The sequence below is a fragment of the Azospirillum argentinense genome (assembly GCF_000632475.1).
GTDB classification, from domain to species: Bacteria; Pseudomonadota; Alphaproteobacteria; order Azospirillales; family Azospirillaceae; genus Azospirillum; species Azospirillum baldaniorum.
This window is the reverse complement of record NZ_CP007798.1, coordinates 56,234-83,177: the sequence shown is the minus strand read 5'-3', so window position 1 is coordinate 83,177 and position 26,944 is coordinate 56,234. Positions and strand designations below refer to the sequence as shown.

General features: G+C 64.3%; 20 protein-coding genes and 5 pseudogenes. 13 read left to right on the top strand and 12 right to left on the bottom strand.

Going from position 1 to position 26,944, the window contains the following annotated elements; translation table 11 throughout:
- Positions 1-528 precede the first annotated feature (528 nt).
- The 3 genes from ABAZ39_RS32495 (at position 529) to ABAZ39_RS32485 (ending at position 3,087) form a co-directional block, all read left to right on the top strand.
- The gene (locus tag ABAZ39_RS32495) at positions 529-1,221 is read left to right on the top strand and encodes a TVP38/TMEM64 family protein (RefSeq protein WP_051658840.1); all 693 of its coding nucleotides are present in this window, start codon (positions 529-531) and stop codon (positions 1,219-1,221) included.
- A gap of 76 nt (positions 1,222-1,297) precedes the next feature.
- Positions 1,298-2,506 (top strand): glycosyltransferase family 4 protein, encoded by a 1,209-nt coding sequence (locus ABAZ39_RS32490; RefSeq protein ID WP_040138502.1) that lies wholly within the window; start codon positions 1,298-1,300, stop codon positions 2,504-2,506.
- Between the two features lie 290 nt (positions 2,507-2,796).
- Positions 2,797-3,087, top strand: a complete 291-nt coding sequence (locus ABAZ39_RS32485) for a hypothetical protein (protein ID WP_040138501.1) — start codon at positions 2,797-2,799, stop codon at positions 3,085-3,087.
- Between the two features lie 82 nt (positions 3,088-3,169).
- On the opposite strand, the gene ABAZ39_RS32480 is transcribed toward ABAZ39_RS32485, so the two are convergent.
- Together ABAZ39_RS32480 and ABAZ39_RS32475 are read right to left on the bottom strand one after the other, a co-directional pair.
- Positions 3,170-4,003, bottom strand: coding sequence for an amino acid kinase family protein (locus ABAZ39_RS32480; RefSeq protein ID WP_040138500.1), 834 nt, complete (start codon positions 4,001-4,003; stop codon positions 3,170-3,172).
- Between the two features lie 13 nt (positions 4,004-4,016).
- Positions 4,017-4,829 (bottom strand): amino acid kinase family protein, encoded by an 813-nt coding sequence (locus ABAZ39_RS32475; protein ID WP_040138499.1) that lies wholly within the window; start codon positions 4,827-4,829, stop codon positions 4,017-4,019.
- 548 nt (positions 4,830-5,377) lie between these two features.
- On the opposite strand from ABAZ39_RS32475, the gene ABAZ39_RS32470 reads away from it, so the two are divergent.
- Together ABAZ39_RS32470 and ABAZ39_RS32465 are read left to right on the top strand one after the other, a co-directional pair.
- Positions 5,378-6,823 carry a bifunctional class I SAM-dependent methyltransferase/glycosyltransferase family 2 protein gene (locus ABAZ39_RS32470; protein ID WP_247881822.1) on the top strand — a complete coding sequence of 482 codons (1,446 nt, stop codon included), beginning with the start codon at positions 5,378-5,380 and terminating at the stop codon, positions 6,821-6,823.
- A gap of 22 nt (positions 6,824-6,845) precedes the next feature.
- A complete protein-coding gene (locus ABAZ39_RS32465; RefSeq protein WP_040138497.1) occupies positions 6,846-7,382 on the top strand; it encodes a D-glycero-alpha-D-manno-heptose-1,7-bisphosphate 7-phosphatase in 537 nt (178 codons plus the stop codon).
- 380 nt (positions 7,383-7,762) lie between these two features.
- On the opposite strand, the gene ABAZ39_RS32460 is transcribed toward ABAZ39_RS32465, so the two are convergent.
- Positions 7,763-9,598 carry a hypothetical protein gene (locus tag ABAZ39_RS32460; RefSeq protein ID WP_144243685.1) on the bottom strand — a complete coding sequence of 612 codons (1,836 nt, stop codon included), beginning with the start codon at positions 9,596-9,598 and terminating at the stop codon, positions 7,763-7,765.
- Between the two features lie 303 nt (positions 9,599-9,901).
- On the opposite strand from ABAZ39_RS32460, the gene ABAZ39_RS32455 reads away from it, so the two are divergent.
- From ABAZ39_RS32455 to ABAZ39_RS35350, 5 genes are all read left to right on the top strand, one after another.
- On the top strand, positions 9,902-10,855 hold the full coding sequence (locus ABAZ39_RS32455) for a glycosyltransferase family 2 protein (RefSeq protein WP_247881821.1): 954 nt from the start codon (positions 9,902-9,904) through the stop codon (positions 10,853-10,855).
- Positions 10,852-11,796 carry a WxcM-like domain-containing protein gene (locus ABAZ39_RS32450; protein WP_040138494.1) on the top strand — a complete coding sequence of 315 codons (945 nt, stop codon included), beginning with the start codon at positions 10,852-10,854 and terminating at the stop codon, positions 11,794-11,796. Before ABAZ39_RS32455 ends, ABAZ39_RS32450 begins: the two co-directional genes overlap by 4 nt.
- A gap of 118 nt (positions 11,797-11,914) precedes the next feature.
- Positions 11,915-13,060, top strand: coding sequence for a DegT/DnrJ/EryC1/StrS family aminotransferase (locus ABAZ39_RS32445; RefSeq protein WP_040138493.1), 1,146 nt, complete (start codon positions 11,915-11,917; stop codon positions 13,058-13,060).
- A 35-nt stretch (positions 13,061-13,095) separates the two neighbouring features.
- On the top strand, positions 13,096-15,327 hold the full coding sequence (locus ABAZ39_RS32440) for a putative glycosyltransferase family protein (RefSeq protein ID WP_144243684.1): 2,232 nt from the start codon (positions 13,096-13,098) through the stop codon (positions 15,325-15,327).
- Positions 15,328-15,355: 28 nt separating this feature from the next.
- Positions 15,356-15,688 (top strand): DMT family transporter, encoded by a 333-nt coding sequence (locus ABAZ39_RS35350; RefSeq protein WP_081863508.1) that lies wholly within the window; start codon positions 15,356-15,358, stop codon positions 15,686-15,688.
- Between the two features lie 26 nt (positions 15,689-15,714).
- On the opposite strand, the pseudogene ABAZ39_RS32435 reads toward ABAZ39_RS35350, so the two are convergent.
- The 5 genes and pseudogenes from ABAZ39_RS32435 to ABAZ39_RS32410 form a co-directional block, all read right to left on the bottom strand.
- A pseudogene (locus ABAZ39_RS32435) lies at positions 15,715-16,392 on the bottom strand (IS630 family transposase); the annotation flags it as partial.
- Between the two features lie 138 nt (positions 16,393-16,530).
- Positions 16,531-17,724: a tetratricopeptide repeat protein gene (locus ABAZ39_RS32430; protein WP_160174886.1), complete on the bottom strand. Its 1,194-nt coding sequence runs from the start codon at positions 17,722-17,724 to the stop codon at positions 16,531-16,533.
- Positions 17,725-17,992: 268 nt separating this feature from the next.
- Positions 17,993-19,768 (bottom strand): glycosyltransferase, encoded by a 1,776-nt coding sequence (locus ABAZ39_RS32425; RefSeq protein WP_144243683.1) that lies wholly within the window; start codon positions 19,766-19,768, stop codon positions 17,993-17,995.
- Entirely contained in the window at positions 19,765-20,520 is a 756-nt protein-coding gene (locus ABAZ39_RS32415) for a crotonobetainyl-CoA--carnitine CoA-transferase (RefSeq protein ID WP_040138488.1), read from the bottom strand. The genes ABAZ39_RS32425 and ABAZ39_RS32415 overlap by 4 nt, the downstream gene beginning before the upstream one ends.
- Before the next feature lie 61 nt (positions 20,521-20,581).
- A complete protein-coding gene (locus tag ABAZ39_RS32410) occupies positions 20,582-21,751 on the bottom strand; it encodes a DegT/DnrJ/EryC1/StrS family aminotransferase (RefSeq protein WP_040138487.1) in 1,170 nt (389 codons plus the stop codon).
- Between the two features lie 244 nt (positions 21,752-21,995).
- Between ABAZ39_RS32410 and ABAZ39_RS37315 the strand changes: the two are divergent.
- A pseudogene (locus ABAZ39_RS37315) lies at positions 21,996-22,497 on the top strand (integrase core domain-containing protein); the annotation flags it as partial.
- 69 nt (positions 22,498-22,566) lie between these two features.
- Positions 22,567-23,277 (top strand): nucleotidyltransferase family protein, encoded by a 711-nt coding sequence (locus tag ABAZ39_RS32405; protein ID WP_247881823.1) that lies wholly within the window; start codon positions 22,567-22,569, stop codon positions 23,275-23,277.
- Positions 23,278-23,538: 261 nt separating this feature from the next.
- On the opposite strand, the pseudogene ABAZ39_RS32400 reads toward ABAZ39_RS32405, so the two are convergent.
- The 4 genes and pseudogenes from ABAZ39_RS32400 to tnpA all read right to left on the bottom strand — a co-directional run bounded on the left by ABAZ39_RS32400 (position 23,539) and on the right by tnpA (position 26,305).
- Positions 23,539-24,567: pseudogene (locus ABAZ39_RS32400) on the bottom strand (IS110 family RNA-guided transposase).
- A gap of 308 nt (positions 24,568-24,875) precedes the next feature.
- Positions 24,876-25,634 (bottom strand): annotated as a pseudogene (locus ABAZ39_RS32395) (IS256 family transposase); the annotation flags it as partial.
- A gap of 12 nt (positions 25,635-25,646) precedes the next feature.
- Positions 25,647-26,027, bottom strand: a complete 381-nt coding sequence (locus ABAZ39_RS32390; protein WP_040138485.1) for an IS66 family transposase — start codon at positions 26,025-26,027, stop codon at positions 25,647-25,649.
- Complete coding sequence (gene tnpA / locus ABAZ39_RS35345; RefSeq protein WP_051658835.1) at positions 25,931-26,305, bottom strand: IS66-like element accessory protein TnpA; 375 nt, start codon at positions 26,303-26,305, stop codon at positions 25,931-25,933. The genes ABAZ39_RS32390 and tnpA overlap by 97 nt, the downstream gene beginning before the upstream one ends.
- Before the next feature lie 79 nt (positions 26,306-26,384).
- Between tnpA and ABAZ39_RS32385 the strand changes: the two are divergent.
- Positions 26,385-26,684, top strand: a pseudogene (locus tag ABAZ39_RS32385) (IS66 family transposase); the annotation flags it as partial.
- Positions 26,685-26,944: the final 260 nt, after the last annotated feature.

The window sequence follows — 26,944 nt, the reverse complement described above, 5'->3', positions numbered from 1 at the left end:
TCACCGGCCGCTGTGCAGCAAACCGTCGTCTCCCCGACCAAGCGGAAGCTTGGCCTTTCTGATCTTCGCCAAAAAATGAGTATGTCTTCGGAATACATGCCCTGTTTACGCACCGTTAATCAAATCGGCCCATAAATGACTTCACCAAGTTCTCTTGGTTTCCTCCCTCCCAAAACTAGGCTGCGCCTCACCGGCTGCAGCCTTTTCTTTTTCCGGACTCTGCGACCCGAGAGGGAAGGGCGGGGGCCGGCAAGGGGTGGAATATTTTCGATGGAGAGTATACAGCGGAGGCTTGACTTTTGCTGCGCTGCAGCATAGATTGCTTCCTGGATGCCCTTTGGGCGTTTCCTCCCTAGACTTGAAGGCTGCGCCGTCCTGGCTGCGGCCTTTTTCTTGACTCCGTTCGACCAAGGGAGCCCGACGGTCGCGCGATCGTCGCTCGCGGCGCGGCAACGCCCGTGATATGCAAGCCGAACCATCGGAACCTGTTTCCAAGAACCCCAGTTCCAAGAGCAGAAGGCCCGCACCATGGCCGAGCGCCGCCCGCCGTCCCTGTCCACCCTCCGCAATTTGGGGCGGGGACTGCTCGCCCTGCTCCTGCTCGGCGGCGCCGGGGTCTGGTGGGCGTGGCACGGGACCTTTGGCATGGATGCGCTGCAGGACGTTCTGCGCCACCACCCCGCGGCACCGTTGCTGTTCCTCCTCCTCCACATCCTGGCCAGCCTGCTGTTCTTCCCGCGCTCCGTCATGGCGATGGTCGCCGGGCTGGTCTTCGGTGTCTGGTGGGGCGGGGTTCTGGCGGCGGCGGGCAGTGTGGTCGGCGCCTCCACCGGCTTCCTGCTGACCCGCTACGTCTGCAACGGGCTGGTGCCGGCCCTGGATGGAGCGCGCTGGGGTGAGGCCCTGCGCCGGCTGGAGAACGGCGGCTGGCGCGCCGTCGCCATGCTGCGTCTGGTTCCCGTTCTGCCGCACAGCGGGGTGAACTACGCGCTCGGCCTGACGCGGGTGCGGCTCGGCGCCTACGCCTTCGGGTCGCTGGTCGGGCAGTTGCCGATGACCGTCGCCTTCGTGCAGTTCGGCGCCGCCGGTGACCATGCCCTGGCCGGCAAGCCGGACTGGATCGCGCCGACCGTCATCGGGCTCAGCCTGCTGATCCTGTCGGTTCTGCTGCCGAAGGTCGGGCCGAAGCTGCGCGAGAAGTTCGGCGCCGGGCGCGCCTGACGGCCAAGTCTGATGGCCAAGCCTGACGGCTAAGTTTGATCAAGGCGGTCCGACCAGCGGTCCTTGTGGAGTCATCATGAACATCGTCTTCATCCACCAGAACATGCCGGGCCAGTACAAGCATCTGGCCGCCCGTCTGGCCGCCGATCCGGCGAACCGCGTCGTCTTCATCACCAAGCGCACCGACCGCGAGATCCCGAACGTCCGCCGCCTCTCCTACCAGCCCAGCCGCAAGGCGCGGGAGAACGCGCACCCCTATCTGGTGTCCACCGAGAACGCGGTGCTGCACGGACAGGCCGTGGCCCGGCTGCTGATGGGCCTGCGCGAGGAGGGATTCCGGCCCGACGTCATCGTCGGCCATCCGGGCTGGGGCGAGACGCTGTTCGTCAAGGACGCCTTCCCCAACACGCCCTACCTGAACTACTGCGAGTTCTTCTACCGCGCCCAGGGGCTGGACGTCGGCTTCGACCCGTCGGTTCCGGTCAACATCGACACGGTGCTGCGGCTGCGGATGCGCAGCACGCCGCTGCTGCTCGCCCTGGAGGCCTGCGACCGCGGCATCGCCCCGACCGAGTGGCAGCGCGACTCCCACCCGGCGCCGTTCCATTCCAAGATTGAGGTCATCCACGACGGGGTGGACACCGCGCAGCTCCTTCCCGACCCGGGCATCCGCGTCACCCTGGCCGACGGCACGGTGCTGACGCGCCAGGACGAGGTGCTGACCTACGCCGTGCGCAACCTGGAGCCCTACCGCGGTTTCCCCAGCTTCATGCGCGCCCTGCCGCGCATCCTGGAGGCGCGGCCCAAGGCCCATGTGCTGATCGCCGGCGGCGACGAGGTCAGCTATGGCTCGGCGCCCCCCGGCGGTGGAAAGAGCTGGCGGGAAACCATGCTAGCCGAGGTGCCGCTGGATCCGGCGCGCGTCCATTTCCTGGGGCACCTTCCCTACGACCAGTATCTGTCGGTCCTGCGGGTGTCGCGGGCGCACGTCTACCTGACGTACCCCTTCGTCCTGTCCTGGTCGATGGTGGAGTCCATGGCGCTCGGCTGTGTGGTGATCGGCTCCGACACCGCCCCGGTTCGGGAAGTCATCCGGCACGGCGAGAACGGGCTGCTGGCCGATTTCTTCTCCCCAGAGGACATCGCCGCCAAGACCATCGCGGTGCTGGAGGAGCCGGACTCCTTCGCTCCGCTGGCCCGCGCCGCGCGGGAGACGGCGGTGGAGCGTTTCGACCTGTCCCATTGCCTGGAACGCCAGATCGCGCTGATCCGCGCGATGGCCTGAGGCGGGAAAGCCCACACTCCGCGCGGCAATATTTTCCCGCCAACTGGGCAGAAGCCGCCGCCCAGGGGGAGGATTTTGCCGGGTGCGCGGGCCGAAAAGGGCTTTTTGCGCCTGCGAAGCGCCCCGCCCGCAGCGGAGACGGTGGTGAGACGGACTCCCCGGCACTGTTTTGATTTTGAGATAATTTCCAAACGAAGGTCTGGAAATGGCCGGTTCGGGGCGTAGGGCATGGCATGACCCTTGCGATGGTGTGGGTACCAATCCGGCGAACCCGAACACGAGTGCCTGCCATGTCCATGACCGCAGTCCAGCCGATGCCGGCTGCCTCGGCGACCGCCCTGGAGGCGGACGACGTTTCCAACACCCCGCGCCGCAGCGGTTTCGCCTGGGAAGCCGTGAAGACCCTGATCGCCGTCGCCGTCTTCGCCGCGATGCTGCTGCCCGTGGCCTTCCCGTCGAAGGCGAGCCCGCAGGGCCGGCTTCAGCAGGCGTCCTCGGAGGACATGGCGCCGCCCGCCGTGAAGGCCGTGGCGAAGGCCGACGCCCAGAAGGCCGTCCGCAAGCCGGTGGCAAGCAACTGAGTTTCTGACGGCGTTTCCCCACGCGAAAGGCGTCCGGTGCCGCCACCGGACGCCTTCGCCGTTCCTGCCGGACCGAACCCGCTCAGAGCGGTCGGGCGCCGGTGCGAATGATGGTGCCGACATGCTCGCCGCGCAGCGCGGCGGTCAGACGGCCCGGAACCAGCCCGTTGACAACCTGCACGCGCTCCAGGTGGCGGGCGTTCGCCATCACCTCCAGCAGCGCGCCGTCCAGCGGCAGCGTGCCGCCCCGCTTGGCCAGCTCGGCGGCGGTGGTCTCGCGCAGCAGCTCCGCCGTTCCGCCCTCGGGGCCGTTCGGGTCGGCGCTGCAGATGCCGTCCACGTCCTCCACGATGGTCAGCCCGGCGGCGCCCAGCGCGTCGGCCAGCAGGAAGGCGCCCGTGTCGGCCCGGTGCTGCGGAATGCGCGAGCCGGGGAACTCGTGGTGGTGGTAGGGCGGGAAGGCGCTGCCCACCACCGCGCGGGCGGCCGACAGATGCACCGCCAGCTGGTTCGCGATGGTCCCGTGCTCGACGTAGGACACGCCGTCCGGCGACAGCAGCGCGGCCAGGATGTGGCCGTTCTGCCCGGCCTCGGTCGCGGCGAGCGGAGCGAGCGAGCCGACCGGCAGGCCGAGATCCAGCCCGACGCTGTACAGATGGCGCGCGCGGATGCCGGCGCCGGTCAGGATCAGCAGCCGGTGCTCCGGCAGGATGCTGCGGATCTCCTCGACGATGGGCAGGATCGCCTCGTGACCGCGGTCCATGATCGATCGTCCGCCGATCTTCACGACCTGGAGCCAGGGCAGCAGGCGGATCGGGCGGACGCCGGCGACCGGGGCGGTCAGGCTGCCGTCGAGAAGGGTCTGGCGCGCGAGCGGCGAGGCCACATGCTTGATGCTGTTGGTGGTGTCGGACATGGAAGACGGTCCTTCAGCTCGCGGTGATGATGGTGCCGACATGCTCGCCGGCGAGCGCGCGGGTCAGGTTGCCGGGGACGAGGCCGTTGACGACCTGCACCTCGCGCACATGGCGGGCGTTCTTCAGCAGGTCGAGCACCGGGAATTCCAGGATCGAGTCCTGCAGCCCCTTCGCCTTCATCTCGTCCACCGAGATCTTCGGGATGAAGGTGGCGTTTTTGGAGGTCTTCGGGTTTTCGGTGTAGAGCCCGTTCTCGTCCTTCACGTAGATCATCGCCCGGCAGCCGAACTGCTCGGCCACCAGGAAGCAGCCGGCGTCGGTGCGGTAGGGCGGAATGACGCCCTCGGCGGCAGGGCGCATCCACAGCTTGTAGGGCGGCATGCCGCTGAAGACGACGGCGTTCACTTCGGCCAGGAACAACGGTACCGACGACAGGCCGGCGCCATCCACCGCGGAGATGCCGTGCTTGGCGAGGAGCTGGCCGAGCATCGCGGCGTTCTGGTCGGCGACCGAGCCGCCGAGCTGCGAGAGCAGGCCGGCCGGCAGGTTCAGCCCCGCCGCGATCGAGTAGATGTGGCGGGCGCGGGTGCCGGCGCCGGTCCCGATCAGCAGCTTGTGCTCCTTGCGGGCGACGACGATCTCGTCGACCAGCGGGTAGACGGCGGCGCGGCCGCGGTCGATGACGCTCTGCCCGCCGATCTTGAGCACCGTTGCGTTCGGCAGGATGCGGAAGTCCGCCGCGGCGTCCGCCGCCTCCAGAAGCTGCGCGTCGGTCAGCGACCGCTGCATGAGGAGCGCTTCAAGCTCCGCTGTCGTGCTGGTCATGAGGGGCTGTTCCCTTTCGGTTCGTCAAGGCAAAGGCACCGGGCAAAGGCACCGGGCAAAGGCACCGGGAAGCGGCACGATCCAGGATGGTGTTCCTGCCGCCCAACTCCCACACAGAACGAGTCTTATGACGGTGTTTATGTCGATGGTTGAGGGAAAGACTATATCCTTCCGCTCGCGTGTCAATTGGAAAAACCCAGAATTATCGTTTTGTTTCATAGCGTTATAAAGTGTCTGGTGCAACGCCGCGCCATCCCGCGGCCCTTTGCCCCCCGCCGCCGCCCGCCATGGCGGTGCCCGCCGTGCGGGAGGGGCGGCGGCGGGGACCTTTCCCGGCCGCACCCATGGAGACTCAGACGAAGACTTAGCGTTCCCACCGTCTTGTGGTACTAACCGCTTCCATTCCTGCCCTCCGGGCCAAACGTCGGGCACCGGCCCGCCGCCGGATCGGCGGCCGGCTTGGCTTGCCTCGTCTTGCGGAAGCCGAAACGCTTCCAGAAACGCTGGTGCGGACCGTATCGATGACCGTTGATGCTTTTGAGAAAGCCATGGCCGGCGATGAGCAGCCCCTGACGCCCCGCCAGGAGAGCGTGCGGACGCTGTTCGACCGTCTGGCCGCGGAACGCGACCGCTGGGTCGAGCGCAACCGCGCCTTCCACGAGGCCGACCGCGCCTATCTGCGCTTCCTCATTCCGGAAAACGCTTCGGTTCTGGAGATCGGCTGCGGCACGGGCGACACGCTGGCCTTCCTGCAGCCGTCGCGCGGGGCCGGGATCGACATCAGCCCGGCGATGATCGAACAGGCGCGGCAACGCCATCCGGGGCTGGAGTTCCACACCGGCAACGCCGAGGACCCGGGGGATCTGGCGCGGATCGACGGCCGCTTCGACGTGATCCTGCTGTCGGACACCGTCGGCTTCCTGGACGACATCGAGGAGACGCTGCGGCACCTGCACCGCTTCGCCACGCCGCGGACGCGCATCATCGTCAGCTATCACTCCCGCCTGTGGGAACCGGTGCTGGGCCTTGCCGAGACGCTCGGGCTGAAGATGCCCCAGGGCCAGCTCAACTGGCTGTCGAGCACCGACATCGCCGGGCTGCTGACTCTGGCCGGCTGGCAGCCGGTGAAGCGGGAATGGCGCCAGCTCGTGCCACGGCGGCTGTTCGGCCTCGGCACGCTGATCAACCGCAGCGTCGCCCCGCTGCCCGGCATCCGGAAGCTGTGCCTGCGCAACTACGTGGTGGCGCGCCCGGCCGCCCAGGCTCCGGCGAAACAGCCCTCCTGCACGGTGCTGGTCCCCTGCCGGAACGAGCGCGGCAACATCGAGAACGCCGTCCGCCGCCTGCCGCGCTTCTGCCCGGACCTGGAGGTCATCTACGTCGAGGGCAACAGCAAGGACAACACCTACGAGGAATGCCTGCGCGTCCAGGCCGCCTATCCGGACTGGGACATCAAGGTCATGAAGCAGCCCGGCAAGGGCAAGGGCGACGCGGTGCGCACCGGATTCGCCGCGGCGCGCGGCGACATCCTGATGATCCTCGACGCCGACCTGACCGTCCCGCCGGAGTCGCTGCCGAAGTTCTACCGCGCCATCGCGTCCGGCCAGGGCGAGTTCATCAACGGCACGCGGCTGGTCTACCCGATGGCCGACCAGGCGATGCGCTTCCTGAACTGGATCGCCAACCGCGCCTTCGCCCGCATCTTCTCCTTCCTGCTGAACACGCGCTTCACCGACACGCTGTGCGGAACGAAGGTGCTGTGGAAGCGCGACTACGACCAGATCGTCGCCAACCGCCACTATTTCGGGGACTTCGACCCGTTCGGCGACTTCGACCTGATCTTCGGCGCGTCCAAGCTGAATCTGGAGATCGTCGAGGTGCCGATCCGCTACGCCGACCGCAGCTACGGCGAAACCCAGATCAGCCGCTTCAGCCATGGCTGGCTGCTGCTCCGCATGGTGCTGTTCGCCTGGAAGAAGCTGAAGGCGTTCTGAGCGGGCCGGGCAGGGGGGAAGGATGCCTTACCGGGCCTTGCTGCTCGACCGCGACGGGGTAGTCAACATCGACCACGGCTATGTCGGCGCGCGCGACCGCTTCACCTTCGTGGACGGGATCTTCGATCTGGCCCGCCTCGCGGCGGACCGCGGCTTCCGCATCGCCGTGATCACCAACCAATCCGGCATCGCGCGAGGCTATTTCACCGAATCCGCGTTCCTGGAGCTGTCCGGCTGGATGTGCGGGGAATTCCGCGGCCATGGGATCGACATCGCCGGGGTGTTCCATTGCCCGTACCACCCCGACGCGCGGGTTCCCGGCTATGCGCGCGACAGCTTCTGGCGCAAGCCCAATCCCGGCATGATCCTGGAGGCGGCGCGGCGGCTCGATCTCGATCTGGGACGGTCGGTGTTCCTTGGCGACCAGCCGACCGACATGGAGGCGGCGCGAGCGGCGGGCGTCGGGCGGCGGGCGCTGCTGTCGGACAGCGGAGAAGCGGGCGGCGCCGCGACCCTGATGGTGAAACGCCCGGCCGACCTTCGGCCACACCTGCTCTGATCGGCACCGCTGGAAGCCGGTCAGGCTCCGCGCGGATCAGGGCGCCGGATAGCGTGGCCGCCGCCCGACGCGACGAGGTTGACCACATGGTGGACATGGAAGGCCACTGGCGTAGCGGTCCAGCACGAGTCGTTGTGGAGCAGGAGTAGCATAATGCGCCGCACGTTTTCCGACATCGAAGCGGACGTCTGCATGCTGATCAGCGGCGACGACACCGACCACCCGCCGGCCGCCCCGCTGATGATGAAGCGGTTGCAGGGCGGCTCGCGGCGGTGTGGGTCGTGTTCGCTTGGCCTGCGGTCTGACCTCGAAACCGTTACGCTCGGGCGTCAGGGGCGGTGGAAGACCGCCACTGCCCCATCCTCGAAGTCTGCCACCACTCAGTCGCCCACCAGGCTTTCAGCTGCCGCCCGAGGAGACGCGGCGTCTGCCCTGCCGGAGCGGGTGGCCCAAGCCTGCCGGATGCCCCCCAGGACCGCCGCCATGGTGAAAACGAGCAGGGCCGGGTAGGCTGGGGACAAATAGAGTGAGTTCAGGCTCGGAATCGCCACGACGTCCAGGTAGGCCAGCAGAGCGGCACGGACGAGGACAACCAGGGCGGCGAGGCTGGCAACCAGGAACAGGGGCTCGACGCGCCGGCGCAGGATTGCCGTGACGCCCATCCCCGCATAGGCCAGAACAGCCACGGTAAGAAGCCAGGGGAGGACAGCACGGTAGCCGGCGGTCACCGCCTCCAGCTTGCCCGCGACCCAGGCGCTGCGCGCCTGGAAGGGCCATTGGATGGCCTCCCCGCTGCGGCGCTGGAAATCCGCGGCCATTCCCGGAGGAACCACAAAGAGTGTCGTGTGGACCATGTCCAGGAAGCTGACGTAATAGGGCAGTTGCCCGCAATCGTCCGCCACGCACGAGATCGGATTGCGGGGAACCGTGACGCCGTCGAGCGTCGCCATGAAGACCAGCATGCGCCCGAAAGTCCGAACGGTATCACCGACGAACGACAGCCGGAACGGCGGCGCCATGGTAACGCGAGGCGGCAGGCAATCCAGGCGAGCGCCGTCGCAGGCCGCCCCGATTTCCTCAGCCAGACGGGTGTAGAAAGCCTGGGTTTCGGAAGCCGATCGGTAGTGTCCGGCCTGGGCGACCGCGTCGCGTAGGGCCCACATGAACCAGCCCGCCCGGACCTCGCCATCACACGGAACGACACCGTAGGTCGCGCACCCGACCTGGGTGAACCCGTCGGGCGCCAAGCTGTCGAAGTAAGGCCGCAATTCCGCCGCCGCCGGGCTCACCTCATAGGCACGCTGCAAGACCTCGCGCGGGATGACGACGTAAGGCGGGTGCTCCCTTTGATGGCGGATGCGGGACAGCGCACCGTATCCGGACAGGAAGGCGTGCTGCTTGAATTCCACCGTATCAGATACGCCGTAGTGCTGCTGGTTCTTCCACGTCACCAGCCCCACCCCCAGGACAGCGACACCCGCCGTTACCCCCACCAGCATAACTGTGCGCGCGAAGTGAGGCACGCAGGCGCGCAGCACTCCCGGCCAGGGCATTTCCAATCGGAAAGTGGCAGCGTCGGACCGCCCTCGGATCCAGTCCAACACGGCAGCAAGGACGACGGAAGCGACAAGGAAGGGCAGTATCCAAACGCCTTCCTCGCGGGTGGTCCAGAAGGCTGCCAGCAGCACGCCGACGGCGGCCGCCAAGGCTCCCCGGCGCAGGAGCCCCTGATCCCGCCAACGGAACCACCACGCCACCCCCGCCGCGATCAGCAGTGTCTCGGGAACATAGATACCCTCGCGCATGACCCGGAGTTGCCCGTACCCGTACACGGCCGGGTTCAGGAGCAGGACCAGAAACACGAGAAATGTCATGGCCTCCGAACGCAGCCAAGGGTGCAGCCCGCGGGCGAGCAGCAGGCACCCGAGCGCATAGGCAAACCCCTGTGTCACCAGGAGCGGCAATCCCACAATCCAGGTTCCGGCGATCCACAACGGATAGAAAGCCCCCTTTGCCAGGGTGAGGTTGTTGTAAGGGCCAAGCCATCCTCCCTTCAACACGTTCGTCGCCAAATGTACAAACAGGGCATCGTCATGGCCCGCGGCGGGGATCGCCACGAGCGGAACGTTGGCCATGATCCAAAGATAAGCAACGATACCCAAGGCATAGGACAGGACCCAGAAGGTCCCCACAGGAATTCGGGACAGGCGTTCCATGGTCTTGCAGCCGTTTTGATCAGACTGGAGCGGGATGGAGCCTGCTTATCCCAGCTTCACCGCGGCGTCATGGGGAAAAGTTGCCCTATTCGCATTCGCGCACACCCCCCCGATATGCATCGGGACGGCCAGCTCACAACAAACCCACAGGGCGCGCCAACTCCGCCCCCGAAGCAAAGCCAAGCCCGGTCCCCCGAGCCTGTACTTTCCCCTCTCCACATGCTACAAGGCCATAAGACCTACGGTTTCATAGACACCAAGCGCTCTAAAAGCGCATAATCTAGATCATTTAACGGAAGATCCTTGGGCTGCGTCATGTATTCTCTAATAATTCCGGTCTATAAAAACGAAGGATCAATTCCAGAACTCATTATTGAGATTGATCGGCTGAACCAAAACCTTGACTATCAACTGGAAGCCGTGTTCGTCGTCGACGGCAGCCCGGACAACTCCTACGGTGAACTGTCGAGCCGGCTGGCCCAGGCAGCGTTTCGGTCCACCGTCATCTGCCTTTCTCGCAATTTTGGCTCTTTTGCAGCGATCCGGACCGGCTTGGCCGCAGCGACGGGGCCGTTGTTCGCCGTCATGGCCGCCGATCTCCAGGAGCCCCCGGAACTCGTGCGGGACATGTTCCTGACCTTGCGCGACGAAGAAGTCGACGTGGCGCTGGGCGTTCGGGCTTCGCGTGAGGACCCCGGGCTCAGCACGCTGTTCTCCTCCCTGTTCTGGGCTGTCTATTGCCGGTTCATCCAGCACGAGATGCCGCGAGGCGGCGTGGACATGTTTGGATGCAACCAGAAGGTTCGGGATTGCCTGCTCGCGCTGGAGGAGTCCAACAGCACCCTGGTCGGGCTGCTGCTTTGGGTCGGCTTCAAGCGCCGGGAAATCCCTTATCATCGCCGCGCCCGCAAGGTTGGCAAAAGCGGATGGACCTTTCGGCGCAAGTTCCGCTACATGACCGACAGCATGTTCGCCTTCTCCAGTTTGCCGATCATCACGCTGAATGTTTTCGGTTTTCTCGGCGTTGTGGCATCAGTCCTGATCGGAGGGGTCATCCTTCTGTTTTGGGCGCTCGGTCTGATTGATGTCTCTGGCTACACGCCAATCATGTTGAGCATCATGTTCTTTGGCGCCCTGAACATCTTCGGCCTTGGCCTGCTCGGCTCGTACATCTGGAGAGCCTTCGAGAACACCAAGCGCCGACCCAACTACATCGAAATGTCACGCGAGCACTTCCTAGGTGGTCCCCCGCAATGAGTGTCTTCGTTCATCCCCAGGGCTTGTGCGAGTCCGAATCCATCGGCGACGGAACCCGGATCTGGGCGTTCGCCCATGTGCTGCCGGGAGCCCGGATCGGCCGCGACTGCAACATCTGCGATCACGTGTTCATTGAGAACGACGTGGTCGTCGGCGACCGCGTGACGATCAAGTGCGGCGTTCAGCTGTGGGACGGCGTGCGCCTGGAGGACGAGGTCTTCGTGGGCCCCAACGTCACCTTCACCAACGACCCGTTCCCGCGCAGCAAGATCTATCCCGAACGCTTCGCACGAACGGTGGTCGCGCGCGGCGCCTCGATCGGGGCCAACGCCACCATCCTGCCGGGCGTACGGATCGGAGCCAACGCCATGGTCGGGGCGGGGGCAGTCGTGACGCGGGACGTCCCGGCCAACGCGGTCATCGTCGGCAACCCTGCGACGATCGTCAATTACGCCAACGCGGTACACGAGACCCCCGCCACCTTCGACACGACCCAGCAGGTGGGAGTGCGCGAGTGTTCAGTGCCCGGCGTGACCGTGCACACCTTCCCCTTGGTGGGCGACATGCGCGGCAAGCTGACGGTGGGCGAGTTCACCGACCAGGTGCCGTTCGTTCCCAGACGCTTCTTCATGGTCTTCGACGTGCCCGGTCGCAACGTCCGCGGCCAGCACGCGCACAAGGTCTGCCATCAGTTCCTGATCTGCACGCACGGGTCCTGCTCGGTCATGGTCGATGACGGCATCCGGCGCGAGGAGATCCGGCTCGACTCCCCCAACCTTGCGGTCTACATGCCGCCGATGATCTGGGGCGTGCAGTACAAATATTCGCCCGACGCCGTCCTGCTGGTATTTGCGTCCGATTCGTACGATCCGGACGATTACGTCCGGGACTACGACGAGTTCCTGGCCCTCATCGCCAAGACCCCGCCGACGCGACTCTGAGAGTTCTGGTTACCCACCGTACCATTCACCATCCGCTTTTGGCAAACCTGAGGACCCTGGGAAGGCGCATTCCGCACCGTCTATGCAGGGCTTCTCACAAGAGGGTTATCGCTCAACGATGACGAACACGGTCATTCCCCAGACGGATCCCAAGGCCGCCTACCTGGATCAGCGCGCCGCCATCGATCAGGCGATCACCCGTGTTCTGGAAAGCGGATGGTACATCCTGGGACGTGAGGTCTCCGCGTTCGAGCAGGAGTTCGCCGCCTTCAACGGGGCCGCGCATGGCATCGGCGTGGCCAACGGCACGGATGCGCTGGTGCTCGGCCTGCGCGCCCTCGGCGTGGGACCGGGAGACGCGGTTGTGACCGTCTCGCACACTGCGGTCGCCACGGTCGCCGCCATAGAGCTGACAGGCGCCTTGCCTGTCCTGATCGACGTCGACGAATGCCACGGCATGGCACCGGACCAACTGGAGGAGGTGCTGAACGGACGCTTGGCCGGCGGTGACCGCCTGTCGCTGCCCGTCAAGGCGATCGTCCCGGTCCATCTTTATGGCCATCCCGTCGCCCTGGACCGCATCATGGACATCGCGGCGCACTTCGGCGTGCCGGTGCTGGAAGACTGCTCCCAGGCCCACGGCGCCACGTTCGATGGACGGATCGTCGGGACCTTTGGCGCCCTCGCCGCCTTCAGCCTCTATCCCACCAAGAATCTGGGCGCGCTCGGCGACGGCGGCGTCCTGATCACAAACAACTCGGCCCTGGCGGAGCGGCTCCGCCACCTGCGGGAATACGGTTGGAAAGAGCGCTACATCAGCCACGACGCCGGGCACAACAGCCGCCTCGATGAACTTCAGGCGGCCATCCTGCGCGTGAAGCTGGAGAAGCTGGGCGCGCACAACGCCCGCCGCCAAGCCATCGCAGAGGCTTATGACCGCGGGCTGGACAGCCTGTCGCTGGAACGCCCGCGCCGGCGCCCGAACACCGTTCCCGTCTTCCACCAATATGTCGTCACGACGCCAAGCCGCGATGCCCTGCGCACGGCGCTGCAGGCGCGCGGCATCATGACCAACATCCATTATCCGGCCCCCGTCCATCTCCAGCCTGCCTATCTGGGCCGCTTGCCCCACGGGCCGGGCGGGCTCCCGCAGACGGAGCGCATGGCCGGTCTCGTCCTCAGCCTGCCAATGTATCCCCAACTCGGCGACGAGGCGGTTGCCTCGGTCGTCGCGGCACTGCGCGACGTCGTGCCGAGTTTGTGAAGTTCGATCGTCATCGGCCCGGCTGGAGTTCCAATGTGAGGTTCGCTTCCCTCCTTCGTCCTTCCAAGCTTGCTGCGGATGCGGGCCATTCGACCGCCAAGCCGGGGCATCCGGCTTGGCACGGACTCGCAGCGTGCATCGTTCTGCTCGGACTGAACGTGGTCCTTTTCCCCAAGCATTGGATGGGGTTAACCTCGTTCACCTATGATTTCGTCATGCATTATTACGCTGTGGTGGCGTATTGGATGTCGTCGGTAGCCGCCGGTGAATGGCCACATTGGGTCCCTTATCAGGCCCTTGGTTATCCATTGGCGATGAATCTCCAGTCAGGAATATACTATCCTCCTTTCTGGATTTTCCCCATTGCGGGCATTCCATATGATTTTCATGCAGCAAACATATTCCAGATTATTCACGTCTATGCTGGCGCACTTGGAATGTATTGCCTTGCGCGAGCTCACTTCAAATCAACTTTTATGGGATTTTTGGCGGCAGTTTGTTATCATCTTTACGGTGGATTTTTCACCAACGCTGAGCATCCGGATATAATCCGTTCATTCTCCCTTCTTCCATGGCTGTTCTGGGCTTTTCTACTGGGAGAAGGTCCGGAAATTATTTTCTACATCAAGGGTTTTTCTTATAATTTTCGGCTTATTTACCGAAATTTTCTTATCCCTCCACTCCTTTACCTTTTCATTGTTGGCGGCTACCCCGGCTGCATGATTGCCGGTATGCTCTGCCTGTTTGTATTCGTCCTGGTTCAGACCGTTGTGGCGATTGTGCGCCGCCAACGGATTGGAGCTTTTCTGGACGCGGCGGTGCTTGGCGGTTTGACCGCGATCGGCATCGGCATGGCCGCAATTTACCTACTGCCCGGCTTCCGGCTGAGCGGCGAACTGGTGCGTGCCGACATGACCCAGTCCCTCCTCCGCTGGTACCTGAACCCGACGCAGCTGGGGAGCCTCTTCTACACATCAGTCGGGCTTGGACCTGACATCTCGATGATCGGAATGCAGATTCCTGTGGTTGTCGCGGTTTTCCTGCCGTTCGTGCGACGATCCGATCTGACCCGCCATTGCCCTTTCCTCGTGGTTGGCGCAGTGGCGGCGGTGATGTGTATCAGTTCCTTGGAACCCATCTCATCCACGCTGATGGCTATCGTTCCTCCGCTGAGCTATTCCCGCTTTCCGGCGGGCGATTACCGGACGCTTCTTTACATGGCGGTGCTTTTCCTGGCTTTGTCCGGTGTCAACAACCTGCGCCGCTCACCTGAACCGCTGTCCTTGCGGCACTTGGTCATCCTGGCTGCCGCCGCCGCCGTGGTTCTGGTGGGAGGGATTCTCTACCTTGCGCTTGCCATTCCGGACGCCGCGGCAGCGGCCTTCGCCTTCGCCCTCCTGCTTCAGGTCGCCACCCTGACCATGATGCTGGCTGTTTTGGCCGTGCTGGTTCGTATGCGGCGGATGCCTGCGCGGCAACGGCTGGCCTTTTCTCTGATGGTGCCGATGCTGGCCGTGGTCAGCGCTTGGCCCGTTCTCGACTCTATGTCGTCCTTCTGGAAAACGCCGCTTCCCATCAATGTTTACCAGTGGAACGGGGTTCCGGACCGTTTGGGCAATGAGCTGCACAGCGCCAGCATTTTCCGGCAACACCTGACGGAGCGCCCAGCCCGTTTGCCGGCACCGCACCCGCATAACCTGTCCTGGCGCGGGTATCTTACCGGTGAATTCATGATCACAGATTTGACGGGATCGCAGTCCAAAAGCCAAGCCGCTGTGGAGCGGAATACGGCACTGCAAAACTTCATGATGCAGCCGAGTGGTTTTCTAGCCTTCGATTGCGCGCAAATTGCGTGCGATCAGCGGGAAATCAACGGCCTTAACATGAATAGCACCGCCGAAGCGGTGGATGTCACTCTGCGGACACTGTCTTTCGCGCGCAACAGCATCGTCCACGAAATCAATCTGCCTCGACGAATGCTTGTGGTGGAGAACGAGACCTTCGCTCCCGGATGGACGGCGAAAATCAACGGCACCGGCGCCCGCTTGGAACCCGTGAGGGTTGATGGAGCACTGCGCGGCTGGGTTCTGCCGGCTGGGCACTACAAGCTTTCCACCTCCTACCAAACCCCTCTCATGCAATCGGGGGCAGGAATTTCTTTGGCAATGCTGGTGGCGTGGCTTCTGGTCGTTGGCCTCTATGCTCATGCACGCCGTTCCGCCCGAACGGTTCTTAGCCCGGCGATGGCACGAACCGCCGCTGCCTAGCCGTAACCCAACGAATACGTAGGTACACATGCTTCATTATGTGGCACTCGGGATATCTATCCTCCTTGGCGTTGGAGGACAGATCCTGCTTAAAAAGGGCGCGACGGAAAGCGCAACATTTGCCCGACAATTACTCCATCTCCCAACACTTATGGGTTTATCGCTGTATGTCGCTTCAGCGCTTCTTTACTTGATCGCTCTGCGGCGACTGCCGGTGTCCATCGCCTTTCCAAGTGTCTCCCTGTCTTATGTGGCCGTTGCGATGCTCGGCAATCTGGTCTTCCAGGAACCGCTGGGCGTGCAGCAACTGGCAGGCATTACTGTGATTGTCACCGGGGTCGTATTGTTGTCTTGGAATTGATGCGCAGAAATCCCTAGTGCACTGACTCATTCAGAAGGTGCAGGCAAACGGTTGAGTTTATCGAGGATGTCCTCGGCTGGCTTGGTCCGGACGAAGGGCTTAGATACCCTGTTATGCTCTCGGATGTAGCGTGTGATGGCGTCTTGGAGATCGGCCACGGACTTGAACACGCCGCGCCGGATGCTCCGTCGGGTGATGATGGAGAAGAAGCCTTCGACGGCGTTGATCCAGGATGCCGAGGTCGGCGTGAAGTGGAAGACCCATCGTGGATGATTGGCCAACCATTCCAACACCTTGGGATGCTTGTGGGTGGCGTAGTTGTCGACGATGGCGTGGATCACCTTGCCGACCGGCACCACGCACTCGACGGCGTTGAGGAACTTGATGAACTCCTTGTGGGTGTGCTTGGGCAGGCAGCGCCCGACCACGGTGCCGTCCAGGGTGTTCAGCGCGGCGAACAGCGTGGTGGTACCGTTGCGCTTATAATCGTGCGTCATCGTCCCGCACTTGCCGGGCTTCAGCGGTAAACCAGGCTGAGTGCGGTCGAGCGCCTGGATCTGGCTCTTCTCGTCGATGGACAGAACCACCGCGTGGCAGGGCGGGTCCATATAGAGGCCGACGATGTCCTCCACCTTGGCCGCGAACGCCGGATCGTTGGAGCGCTTGAAGGTGCGCAGCCGATGCGGCTGGAGCCGGTTGGCTTTGGGCTGAAGGTCGGTGAGGTCAGCAAGGGACGCTTTGCCGCGCGGGTTGAGAGCCCGTTCACCCACCGCGGAAACATGTGTTGCCGGAAGGTTCTGCTGTTTTGACTGGGCAGCAGGGAGCAGCTGTGGCCGAGCGCATCAGATGCCGGCCACGTCATACCGGCGAAGCAGCCGTTCCCGCGCCCAGACCGGGCGCAGTTGGGCCAATGCCCGCAAGAGCCGCGGGGCACCGGCGATTGCCTTGAGATGCAAGTCTTCCGCTTCTTGACGGCGGCCGGTGTCCTCGTACAGCAGCGCCAGATTGACCATTGCGAAGACGTCCTGCGGATTGTCGCGCCGGGTGCGATCATGCGCCGCTTCGGCTTCTGCAAGATGGCCCTGGGTGTGCAGAAGCAAGCCGAGATACGTCGCGCCACGAGGTACGGCGGCAACGCGGGGCGTGTTCAGCAGAGCTGCGGATGCCTCGATGTCGCCGGCCACCAAGCAAGCCAAGCCATGAAACAGGGCGCCATCCACGTTGTCCGGCGCGATGCGGGCGCAGCGTTCGCCCCTGTCCATCGCTTTGCGAAAGTCGCCCGCAATGAGGTGGCTGGCGACAAATGACATCTCCACGCCAGCGTCGGCAGGAAACAACGCTTTCGCGGCCGGTTCCATGGCGACGGCTCGGTCGGCAAGCCCGATGGACGCCAACGCCTGGAGCATCTGCATCAGAAACTCCGACCGCTCCGGCTCCAACGCCACGGCCCTCTCGAAGCAAGGAATGCTGGTGTCCGCCGTCGGCGACGCCATTCTCATGATGGCCAAGTGATAGTAGGACTGCGCCAGCGAGCGTGCTTCGTCATCGAAACCGCCGGGGGCCCGCACTGCCTTGTCCCATGCCGCCGCGGCTTGGACGGGGCGGTTGGTCAACTCATACCAGTAGCTTGAAAAGACTTGGGCTTCGGCGCATTCCGGCCACGCCTCCGCCACCTGTGGGTAAAGTGCCAACGCGTCCTCGGAATTCGCCAGCCGGTGGGCGCGGGCGCGTTCCAGCAGCCCTTCCCGCACATACCGCGGGTTGACGGCCAGGGCCCGCCGACGCGCCTGCTCCGCCTCGACTCTGCGCCCCATCTCGTCGAGCGTCGTGATCAACTCAAAATGCGCCGCACTGGAGGTGGGCCATTGCCCCAGCGCGCGCTCAAAGCTCTCCAAAGCCTTCTCGGATGCCCCTTCCCGGCGGAGAGCAATCCCCATTTCGAGATGGTACGAGCCAAAGGTTTCAGCGCGTATCCGTACTCGCCAGGCGTCGACATCAATGGCCGGGGCAGAATCCTGGGAAATGGTGGATGCCATGAGTGTCCCGTGTGCTTTGAGAGAAATTCGCCGAAATGCCAAGTCTGAAGCCATTGCTCTTTGTCAAACACGCCCCGCCAAGCGTCTGCTTTACGGCGGACGTCGCCTGTACGGCCCATGGCCCGCTCCTTTCATGGGCAGGATGGGACGCCGGGCGGGGCCGCCTTTCAGCGATTGTAGACGCCTTCGATCGAGGCGAACAGGACTCACGCAACCTTTGGCCGCGCTCTCCACGCTGTGACCGAACGCTGGCGTCCGCAGGACGGCCTCACGTGGAAATCTGCAGCCAGCCGTCGGCGCTGTCCGCCCTCTTGTCCCCTCGGGAGCTAGCAGCAGCCCGCACCGCCTTGTCCATCGCCCCGGTCATCACCTTGGCAAAGCGTTCTGTATGCTCGGCGTGGCTCCAGCGTCGATGCGCCTCGCTCCGCGCCGCATTCCCCATTCGGCGGACCTCCAACCGGTCGCGCAGCAGCATCCGCAGACGCTCGACCAGCGCTGCGTGAAAAGCCGGATCGGCCGGACCGTCGGTGGCCTGCAGCAGGGGATGGAAATCCTGCCGCAGAATCCCGTCCTCCCCGCCAACGGTGTAGAATCCGCCACGTCCCGGGACAACGCAACCGGTGACTCCATCCGTCACCAGATCATCGACGCCCATGGCGTTCGACACGACCGGAACCACCCCCGCCTTCATCGCCTGGACCAAGCCATTGCGGTACAGCACGCCCATCGGCATCACGAACAGGTCGGAACCGGCCATGAGGTCTTGGAATTCCCCGGCGGGAAGGCGATCCGGCCGCCATATGATCCGGGGATGGCCGGTGATCGCTTGGCGCAGCGTCGGCGACAGCGTCGCCGGTAAGGGCGAACGCAGAACCAGTTCAACGTCCTCGAACTCCCGCGCCAAGGTCAGGAAGGCGGTGACCACGTCGATTCCACCGCGATAAAAGAAGTCGTCATCGCGGGCATTCCAACTTGACGTGAACAGCAGACGGAAAGGCCGGCCAGACGCGGGGCGTGCTGCCGACCCGTCCGCGCGCCCACCCGACGGCGCATCGGTTTCCAGCGGGTTGACGAAGGCCAGCTTGGCGGCGATGCGGCGATCGGGGAACAGCCGCAGCAATGGGTTATCGTTCAGTCGGTAATGGGTGATGATGGCGGCGCAGCGGTCCGATGCCAGGAACGCCCCAATGATGGCATGGTAGGGGCAAAGATGCGGGTTCACGCACATCGCGTCAAAGGGCAGGAACGGCTGAAACAGAACCGGCAGTACGTCGTACCAAAGCACCCAATGCCGCTGTCCCAGGGTCATCGGGGCATTGGGCAGAAAATCCAGCACCGCCCCGCCATCATCCGCCAGCAGTGTCAGCACCCGCTGCCCGACGTAGCGGGCGGCGGCGGCTCGATCGACCAATGGGGACAATGTGGTCAGCCGGTCCATCAGTGGTGCCGCCAAGCGCAAAAGCGGAGTCACCGCCGCCGGCCAATCGGCGGGAAGAGCCGTCGGCATCCACACGTCCCAGCCTGCCCCAAGGCTGGACAGCATGCCGACGCTGCCGGGATGTGCGGCGTCCAGGGTGCTGTAGAAGGGTAGCCTTTGCGGCGCGAACAACCGGCCAACCGCCGGCGCGCGTTCCGGAACTCGCCCCACCGAACTGGAACCGGAACCAGAGCAAGCCCGCGTCACGAGAGGCTGCAGCCTGGGATCCGCCAAGGCCGCCTGCGCCAACGGCACGACGAAACGCACCTCGCCGGGCGATGCCGCGAGACCGGTTGCGGCCGCCTCCGCCGCTTCGCCCCACCGCCCGCATTCGACCAGGATCTGCGCCTGCCGGAAGATGTCGTCCGGCGTCGCCGCCGGATCGGCCATGACCGCATGCCCAGCCGCCGCCGCTTCGGTGAAAAGCCCCATTCGTGCCAAGCATTGCCGACGTAGTCGGCGGCGGGACAGATCCTCCTTCCCCGGCATGGCATCCAGGGCTGCGAGGGCCGCTCCGTAGCGGCGCCGGTCGATCAAACCGGCGATATCACCGGCGGCTTCAATCACTCAATCACCAGATAGCTGGTGCGGGCGTTGTAGCGGTAGCGTCGCAAGGCGTACCGGTCGAGGCCCAGCGCTTCGCGGATGGCCACCGTTTCCCCCGGGGTCGCCGGATCGTTGGCCTCGTCGAACCCGAGCACCGTCCCTCGGGTGATATGGCCCCGGATCGCCTGCAGACAGGCCAGAGTCGGCTCATAAAGATCAAGATCGAAGTAGGCCAGCGATATCACCGTTTCAGGATGCTTCTGCAAATACTCCGGCACGGTGGCGATCACATCGCCTTTCACAATCTCATACTTGCGCAGATGGCTGAGCGGGCTTTCCTGCTCCTGATGCGCGAGAACCCGGTCAAGATAGGCCTCGTATCCCTCTGTGGTCGCGTAAGCTCCAGTCTTCATCTGCTCGCCGTCTTCGGGGCGCACCGAAGGGAACCCGGCGAAGGTGTCGAAGGCCACGACCTTGCGCAACCGGTTGAAGGGCTCGTAAACCCCACGCAGCGCACAGAACAGCGACGAGTTCTGCCCCCATCGGCAACCAAACTCCATGACCGCCCCCTGCATCTCCAGCCCTTGACGGTACAGAAAATCCATGAACAGAACCCGCGACAGGGTCTGGGGCGTCAAGAACAGCCCAAGGTTCATCAACAGCTCGCCTTCGGGGATGGGGCAGTCCCGCAACAGCCCAACGACGTCGCGGCGACGTTCGGTTTCGCCGGCCGGACCAAAGGTCAGAATGTCAAGGGAAGTCGGGTCAGCCATGGCGGCATCCTCATCAGCTCGAGTGCAGGGGTCAAACTTTCCGGATCAGCGGACCATCGGTTTAGCGGCACGCGCTGTCCAGGACCTCCCGCAGGCGCGTGATTTGCGGCGTCAGGTCGAAAGGATGGTTGCCGACAAAGAAGCCCAGGTCATGGGCGATGAAGGCATTTTCCGTCCCGCCGACCACATCGTAATCATAATACTTGATCACGTCGTGCCGCAGGAAGCAGCCGCCGGTGATGATGCGGAAGCCGATGTCGGCGTCCTTGAGCGCGGCAAAAACCCGTTCACGATCAGGGTGATGGGCCGGGTTCAGGATGATGGTGAAGGAAAAACTGGAAGACAGGCCGTTTTCCCGTTGAATGATGAAACGCTCGTCGCCATCGAACAAGGATTGGAACAGGGCGAGGTTGCGGCGTCGCGCCGTGGTCATCTTCGGCAGACGGCGCAACTGCACTCGGCCCACGGCGGCCTCCAACTCCAGCGGGCGCAGATTGTAGCCCGGCAGGATAAAGCGGTAGGCTTCGAAATGATCATTGGAGCGGGGCTCGTACAGCCCCGTGCCGGCGGGAAGGTCGCGGGTCCAGCCGTGGGCACGCAGCGACCGGCACAGATGCGCCAGTTCCGTGTCGTCGGTCAGGATCATCCCGCCTTCCATGGTTGAGATGTGATGCGAGAAGAAAAAGCTGAACGTGTTCAGGCAACCGAAGGTACCGGTCTTGCGGCCGTTCAATTCAGCGTCCAAGGACTCACAGTTGTCTTCGAACAAGTACAGGCCATGGACATCGGCGAAAGCGCGAAGGACATCCAACGCCGCTGGATTGCCAAGAATCGACACCGCGACGATGGCGCGGGTCCGTGGAGTCAGCGCGGCTTCCAGCTTTGTCGGATCAATGTTGAGCGTATCGAGCTCGACATCGACAAACCGCAGCTTCAAACCGTACTGCTGCAGCGGGTGATACGTGGTGGCCCAGGAAATGGCCGGAACGATAACTTCGTCCCCCCGCTGCAACGGTCTATCCTGTTTGTAGAACAAAGCCGCAATACCCGCCAAGTTGGCCGAAGAACCGGAATTCACCATGATCGCATGCTTCATTCCAAAGTACGCGGCAAACTCCTGCTCGAAAGCTGCGACTTCCGGCCCCATGGTTAGCCGGCCAGAATTGATGACACGAGTCATGGCGTCGGCTTCTTCTGTGCCCCAGGAAGGAGCCGCCAGTTCATAAAACATAAGTTCAATCTCCAAAACCAAGGGGGCGCAGCAAAAATCGGTTGCCGGATGGGTGGACGCTCGTCTCAGGTAGCGGCAAAGCTGTTAACGGGGTGTAAATGAGGTTCAACCCTGTGGAGAAAGGAAACCTATTTCACCGCACAGGTCAACAAGACAGCCCTCTGCGAAAGGCGCTTGATCCCGTAAGGTCGGTGACCTGAGACCGGAAAGTTCTTCCAGGAATGGGTAGAGGCACTGGTCGCGGGACTTCGTCGCCGACAGCTTCAGCGATGGGCGGCGCTTCCGCATTCTGGCGCTGGTGGCCGACATCTCGCTGTCGGGTGCCCGCGTCGGGCGTGAACTCGGTGCCCTGATCGCCCGGGGCGGCAAGCCACGGCGGGAGGCGGCGATAACGGGACGAAACTGACCAGCTTGGCGATCTTGCGCTGGAGCCAGGAGCATCAGGTCGAGTGGCACTGCATCGCCTCCGGCAAGCCGATGTAGAACGGCTTCGTGGAAAGCTCCAATGGCGGCTTCGGGATGAATGCCTGAACGAGACGCTATTCGCGTCACTGTCTCACGCCCCAACCGGCCTGGCCTCCCGGAAGGAGGAGGAGAATCACGTTAGAGCGCACTCCGGTTTCAGCGGTGCCACGCCCGCTGAAAATCGCCATCGTCGCCATAGCGCAAGCTGGGCCGAGAATGCCCCGGCCCAGCTTGCCATCACTGCCCGCTTGGGGCATCACAACTCACAGAGATTATACCTAAGACCGGAGGGAGCTCCGGTCTTAGGTTACAGTCAACGGAAGGACTCTCTAGTGTGGTCTCAAGATGTCTTGTCAGATATCGACGTCGTGGTTCTCGCGGGCGGGCTGGGCACACGCATCCGCGGCGTCCTGGGCGACACCCCGAAGGTTCTGGCCCCCATCGCCGGACGGGCGTTCCTCGGCCATCTGCTGGACCAGCTTTCGGCAAGCGGCGCGCGGCGCGTGGTGCTGTGCCTTGGCCACCTCGCCGATCAGGTGACCACATGGCTGGAACGGGAAGAGTCGCACAACGACCTTAACCTGATCTGCCGAACCGAACCACAGCCGCTCGGCACCGCCGGAGCGTTACGTCACGCGCGGGACGAACTGCGTTCGAACACCGTGCTGGTGATGAATGGCGATACCTTCACCGACGCCGATCTGCGCGCGTTCGTCGAGGCGCACCGCCGATCGGAAGCCGAGGCGTCAATCCTGTGCGTGGAGGTACCGGATGCGTCCCGCTTCGGCCGCGTGGAGATTGGGCCGGATGGCCGGATTCGCCGCTTTGTCGAAAAGGCTCCGGGCAGCGGCACGATCAATGCCGGCATGTATTTGCTGTCCACCACCTTTCTCGACCGCATCCCTGCGACCGGCGCCATCTCGCTGGAGCGCGACGTGCTGGAGGTGGTTCCTTCCGGAACGCTCAACGCGCATGTCATCCAAGCGCGCTTCATCGACATCGGCACTCCGGAAAGCCTTGCGGCTGCGGTCAGCGTGATCATCGGCCACAGCATCACATAGGTGATTGCTTCCGTAATGGGCCGTTGGACGTCAAGCCCCCGAATGGATCACGTCGCCGGTTTCATGCTTCCGTCCGTGGTCGGCACGCGGCCGCCACCCCATGCGATCAGAAAGGAACCCGCGAGCCGATCTCAGCGAGCGTGATCCCCGCCGAGAAGGCGGGCTCACCAGCAATCACCCGGCTTTACGGATCCCGCGTCCCGGCGACGGGACCTCGGGCGGCTGGGCCGCTGATCAGCCCGGCCGGAAACGGTTCAGGTCTTACGCGGCGGCCTCCTTGCCGAAGCGGAAGTCGGTGCCGTCCACCCACATGCGGTGCAGGACAACCGCGAGCTTGCGCGCCAGAGCGACCTTGGCGCGCATCAGGCCGCGGCGCTTGGCCACCTCCAGCGCCCAGCGCTTGAGCGTGGAGAAGCTCTTCGTTCGGGTGAGCATCACTTGCGCGGCCTCATACAGCGCGCCGCGCGCCAGGGCGTCGCCGGTCTTGCTGATGGCGCCGGTGATGTCGGTCTCGCCGGATTGGTACTTCTTCGGCGTCAGGCCAAAATGCGGCCCCACCGCCTTGGACGAGGAAAAGCGGGTCGGATCGTCGATCGCCGAGGTGAAGGTCAACGCGACCACGGCCCCGACGCCCGGCACCGTCATCAGCCGTCGGCATACCGCGTCCTCGCGCACGATGGCCAGCATCTTGCGATGCAGGCGCATGAACTCGCTGAGCAAGCCCGCGCGCGCGGTGAGCATGGCACCGATCACGCTCTCCAGCATGGCCTAGCCGGCGATCAGCTCCTGCACACGCGCGGCAAAGCCTCCTCGGCTGACCTTCCCGATCTTGAGCCCGAAGCCACGCAGGATGCCGCGGATGGACAACTCGACATCGAGCAGCTTGCCCAGCAGCAACTTACGGCCGACCAGTGGCGCCCGCACCTCCTGGGCCGGCGGCGACTTGCAATGCACCGGCCGGAACCAGCCCATGCGCAGCAGCTGGGCGATGCCGCGGGCGTCCTTGCGGTCGGTCTTCACCACCATCGCCGACAGCGCTGCCTTCACGTGCCGGGTCTCCAGCAGCACCGTTGCCAGACCCGCTTCGCTCAGCCCGGCGTGCAACCACTGCGACAAGGGGCCTGCCTCCAGCCCGATGCGGACCACCGGAAAACCAAGCTCACCGAAGAACCGTACCAGGGCTCCGGGTTCGCTGGCCACCTTGGCCCCGCGGATGATCTTGCCCGTCGCATCCATCACGCACACGCTGCTCAGTTCCAACGAGACGTCGATTCCGGCAAAGTGCTCCATGGCTGTCCCCCTTGATGCTTGGGGCCGATCCGCTCGGACCCCGTTTCCACACCATCACAGTGGGGGCAGCCGCCCCGCCTAGCTAGCGCTTGGCGGAAGGCCCATTACGGCATCTCACCGGGTTGGTGGCTGGTGAGCAGTCAGACGACGGCGAAGGTTCCGCCAACCAGATCGCGGATGGCCGTCCAGGCGGATTGCCCCTGTCGGCGCGCGGTTCCGGTCACGGAGCGATAGCCGACGCGGATGGCCTAGCGCAGGTGATCGCGGATCTTCGGAGCTATGTTGGAAAATGGGTGACGACGGTCTGGTCAGGCGGCGTTCTGTGACGCGGTGTCGGTGACCTCAATGCCGTCTCGGAATGTGACGCCCTGGATCACCTTGGGCAACTGGTTTTCCCCTTGCAGGCGGCGCCAAGTCTTTGCGGCGGTGATCAGCTTGAAGACCATCAGTTTGGCGGTCTCCTGGGAGAGCGCCCCCTTGGTGCGAATGGTCCGGTGGCGGACGGTGGCGAACACGCTTTCAATGGGATTGGTTGTCCGCACGTGATCCCAATGCTCGGCGGGGAAGTCGTAGAAGGCGAGCAGTGCCTCGCGATCCTTGGTCAGGCACTCGACCGCCTTGGCGTATTTGGCCGCGTACTTCTTATCGAACGTCGCCAAGGCGGTTTCCGCGACGGCCCGGTCCGGAGCCATCCAGATCTCGCGCAGGTCCTGCTTGATCGCGGGCTGGATGGATTTGGTCACCTTGTTGAGGGCATTGACCGCCTTATGGTGCCAGCACCGCTGATGCCGGGTGGTCGGGAAGACCTCCTCCAGCGCCTTCCAGAAGCCGGGCGCCCCGTCGGCGACGGCGAGTTCGGGGGCGATCGCCAGGCCGCGGGCCTGGATGTCGATCAGCAGTTCACGCCAGCTCTGCGCGCTCTCGCGCACGCTGACCTGGAAGCCGACCAGTTCCTTTCGGCCCTCCGGCGTGGCGCCAATGATCACGAGCATGCACTCGGCCACCGGCTCCATACGGGCCTGTAAGTAGACGCCATCGGCCCAAATGTAGACGTAGCGTAAGCGGCTGGGGAACGCCCTTCAGGTGGTAGCCGGTTCTGTTGGCATGGCCCAAGGCAGAAGGTCATCATGATCGGTGAGGTCGCGCTCGCGCCCGATGGCCTCCAGGACACGGGTGAGCCAGAGGCGCGGGTTGTGGCCGTTGCTCTTGGCGGTTTCGATGAGGGTGTAGAACACCGCGGCGGCTTCGCCCCCGCCGTGCGAGCCGGCGAACAGCCAGTTCTTGCGGCCCAGGGCCACGGCGCGCATGGCGCGCTCGGCGCTGTTGTTGTCGATCTCCAACCGGCCATCGGCGAGGTAGCGCGTCAGCGCCGGCCAGCGGGACAGCGTGTAGCGGATCGCCTCGGCCAGGGTGGACTTGCCTGGAACCTGGCGGAGCAACTGGTCCAGCTGCGTGCGCAATGCCGTGGCGGGAACGACGGCTCCGTCTCGCAAGCCGGGGCCGTCTCCAGCGCCACCGGGATCAGCAGCGCGGCGTCATCACCCGGCTGCGGATCAACCATCCCGCCGACCAGCTGGCGGCGCCACGTGTACAGGCAGCTTTCCGCCACCCCATGCCGGCGGGCGACATGGGCGACGATCGCCCCCGGTTCCAGCGTCTCCGCCACCAGCCGCGCCTTCTCCGCCTCGCTCCACCGCCGGCGCCGCTCCTTGCCGGTGATCACCTCGACCCTCTGCATCAAGCGAGCCTCCTTCTGGACTGCATTGGAGCCTCCGTAGACCCGCTCTTCACCTACTTTCTCACCACCAACAAGGCGGCGTTCCCCAGCCGCTTACCGCTACCTCGCCGATGGCCGGTTGGAGATCGACAACAACAGCGCCGAGCGCGCCATGCGCGCCGTGGCCCTGGGCCGCAAGAACTGGCTGTTCGCCGGCTCGCACGGCGGGGGCGAAGCCGCCGCGGTGTTCTACACCCTCATCGAAACCGCCAAGAGCAACGGCCACAACCCGCGCCTCTGGCTCACCCGTGTCCTGGAGGCCATCGGGCGCGAGCGCGACCTCGCCGATCATGATGACCTTCTGCCTTGGGCCATGCCAACAGAACCGGCTACCACCTGAAGGGCGTTCCCCAGCCGCTTACGGCCGACATAGCCGAGTCCGATCACCGAGATGCGGCGGGAACGGGTCATAGTGACGGGGTGCTCCTCATCAAGCGAACGGTGCAAAAATGGCCATACCAGGCCTCATGGCACCGGAAGTCCGTCGCTTTACCGCTCCGGGATTTCACTCGTAAGCTTTTGGCGCTCAAACCAAAGCCGCAGCTCTCTATCAATCATGCCCTTTTCTCTGCTCGTATAACCAGACGCAACGTGTGGAGC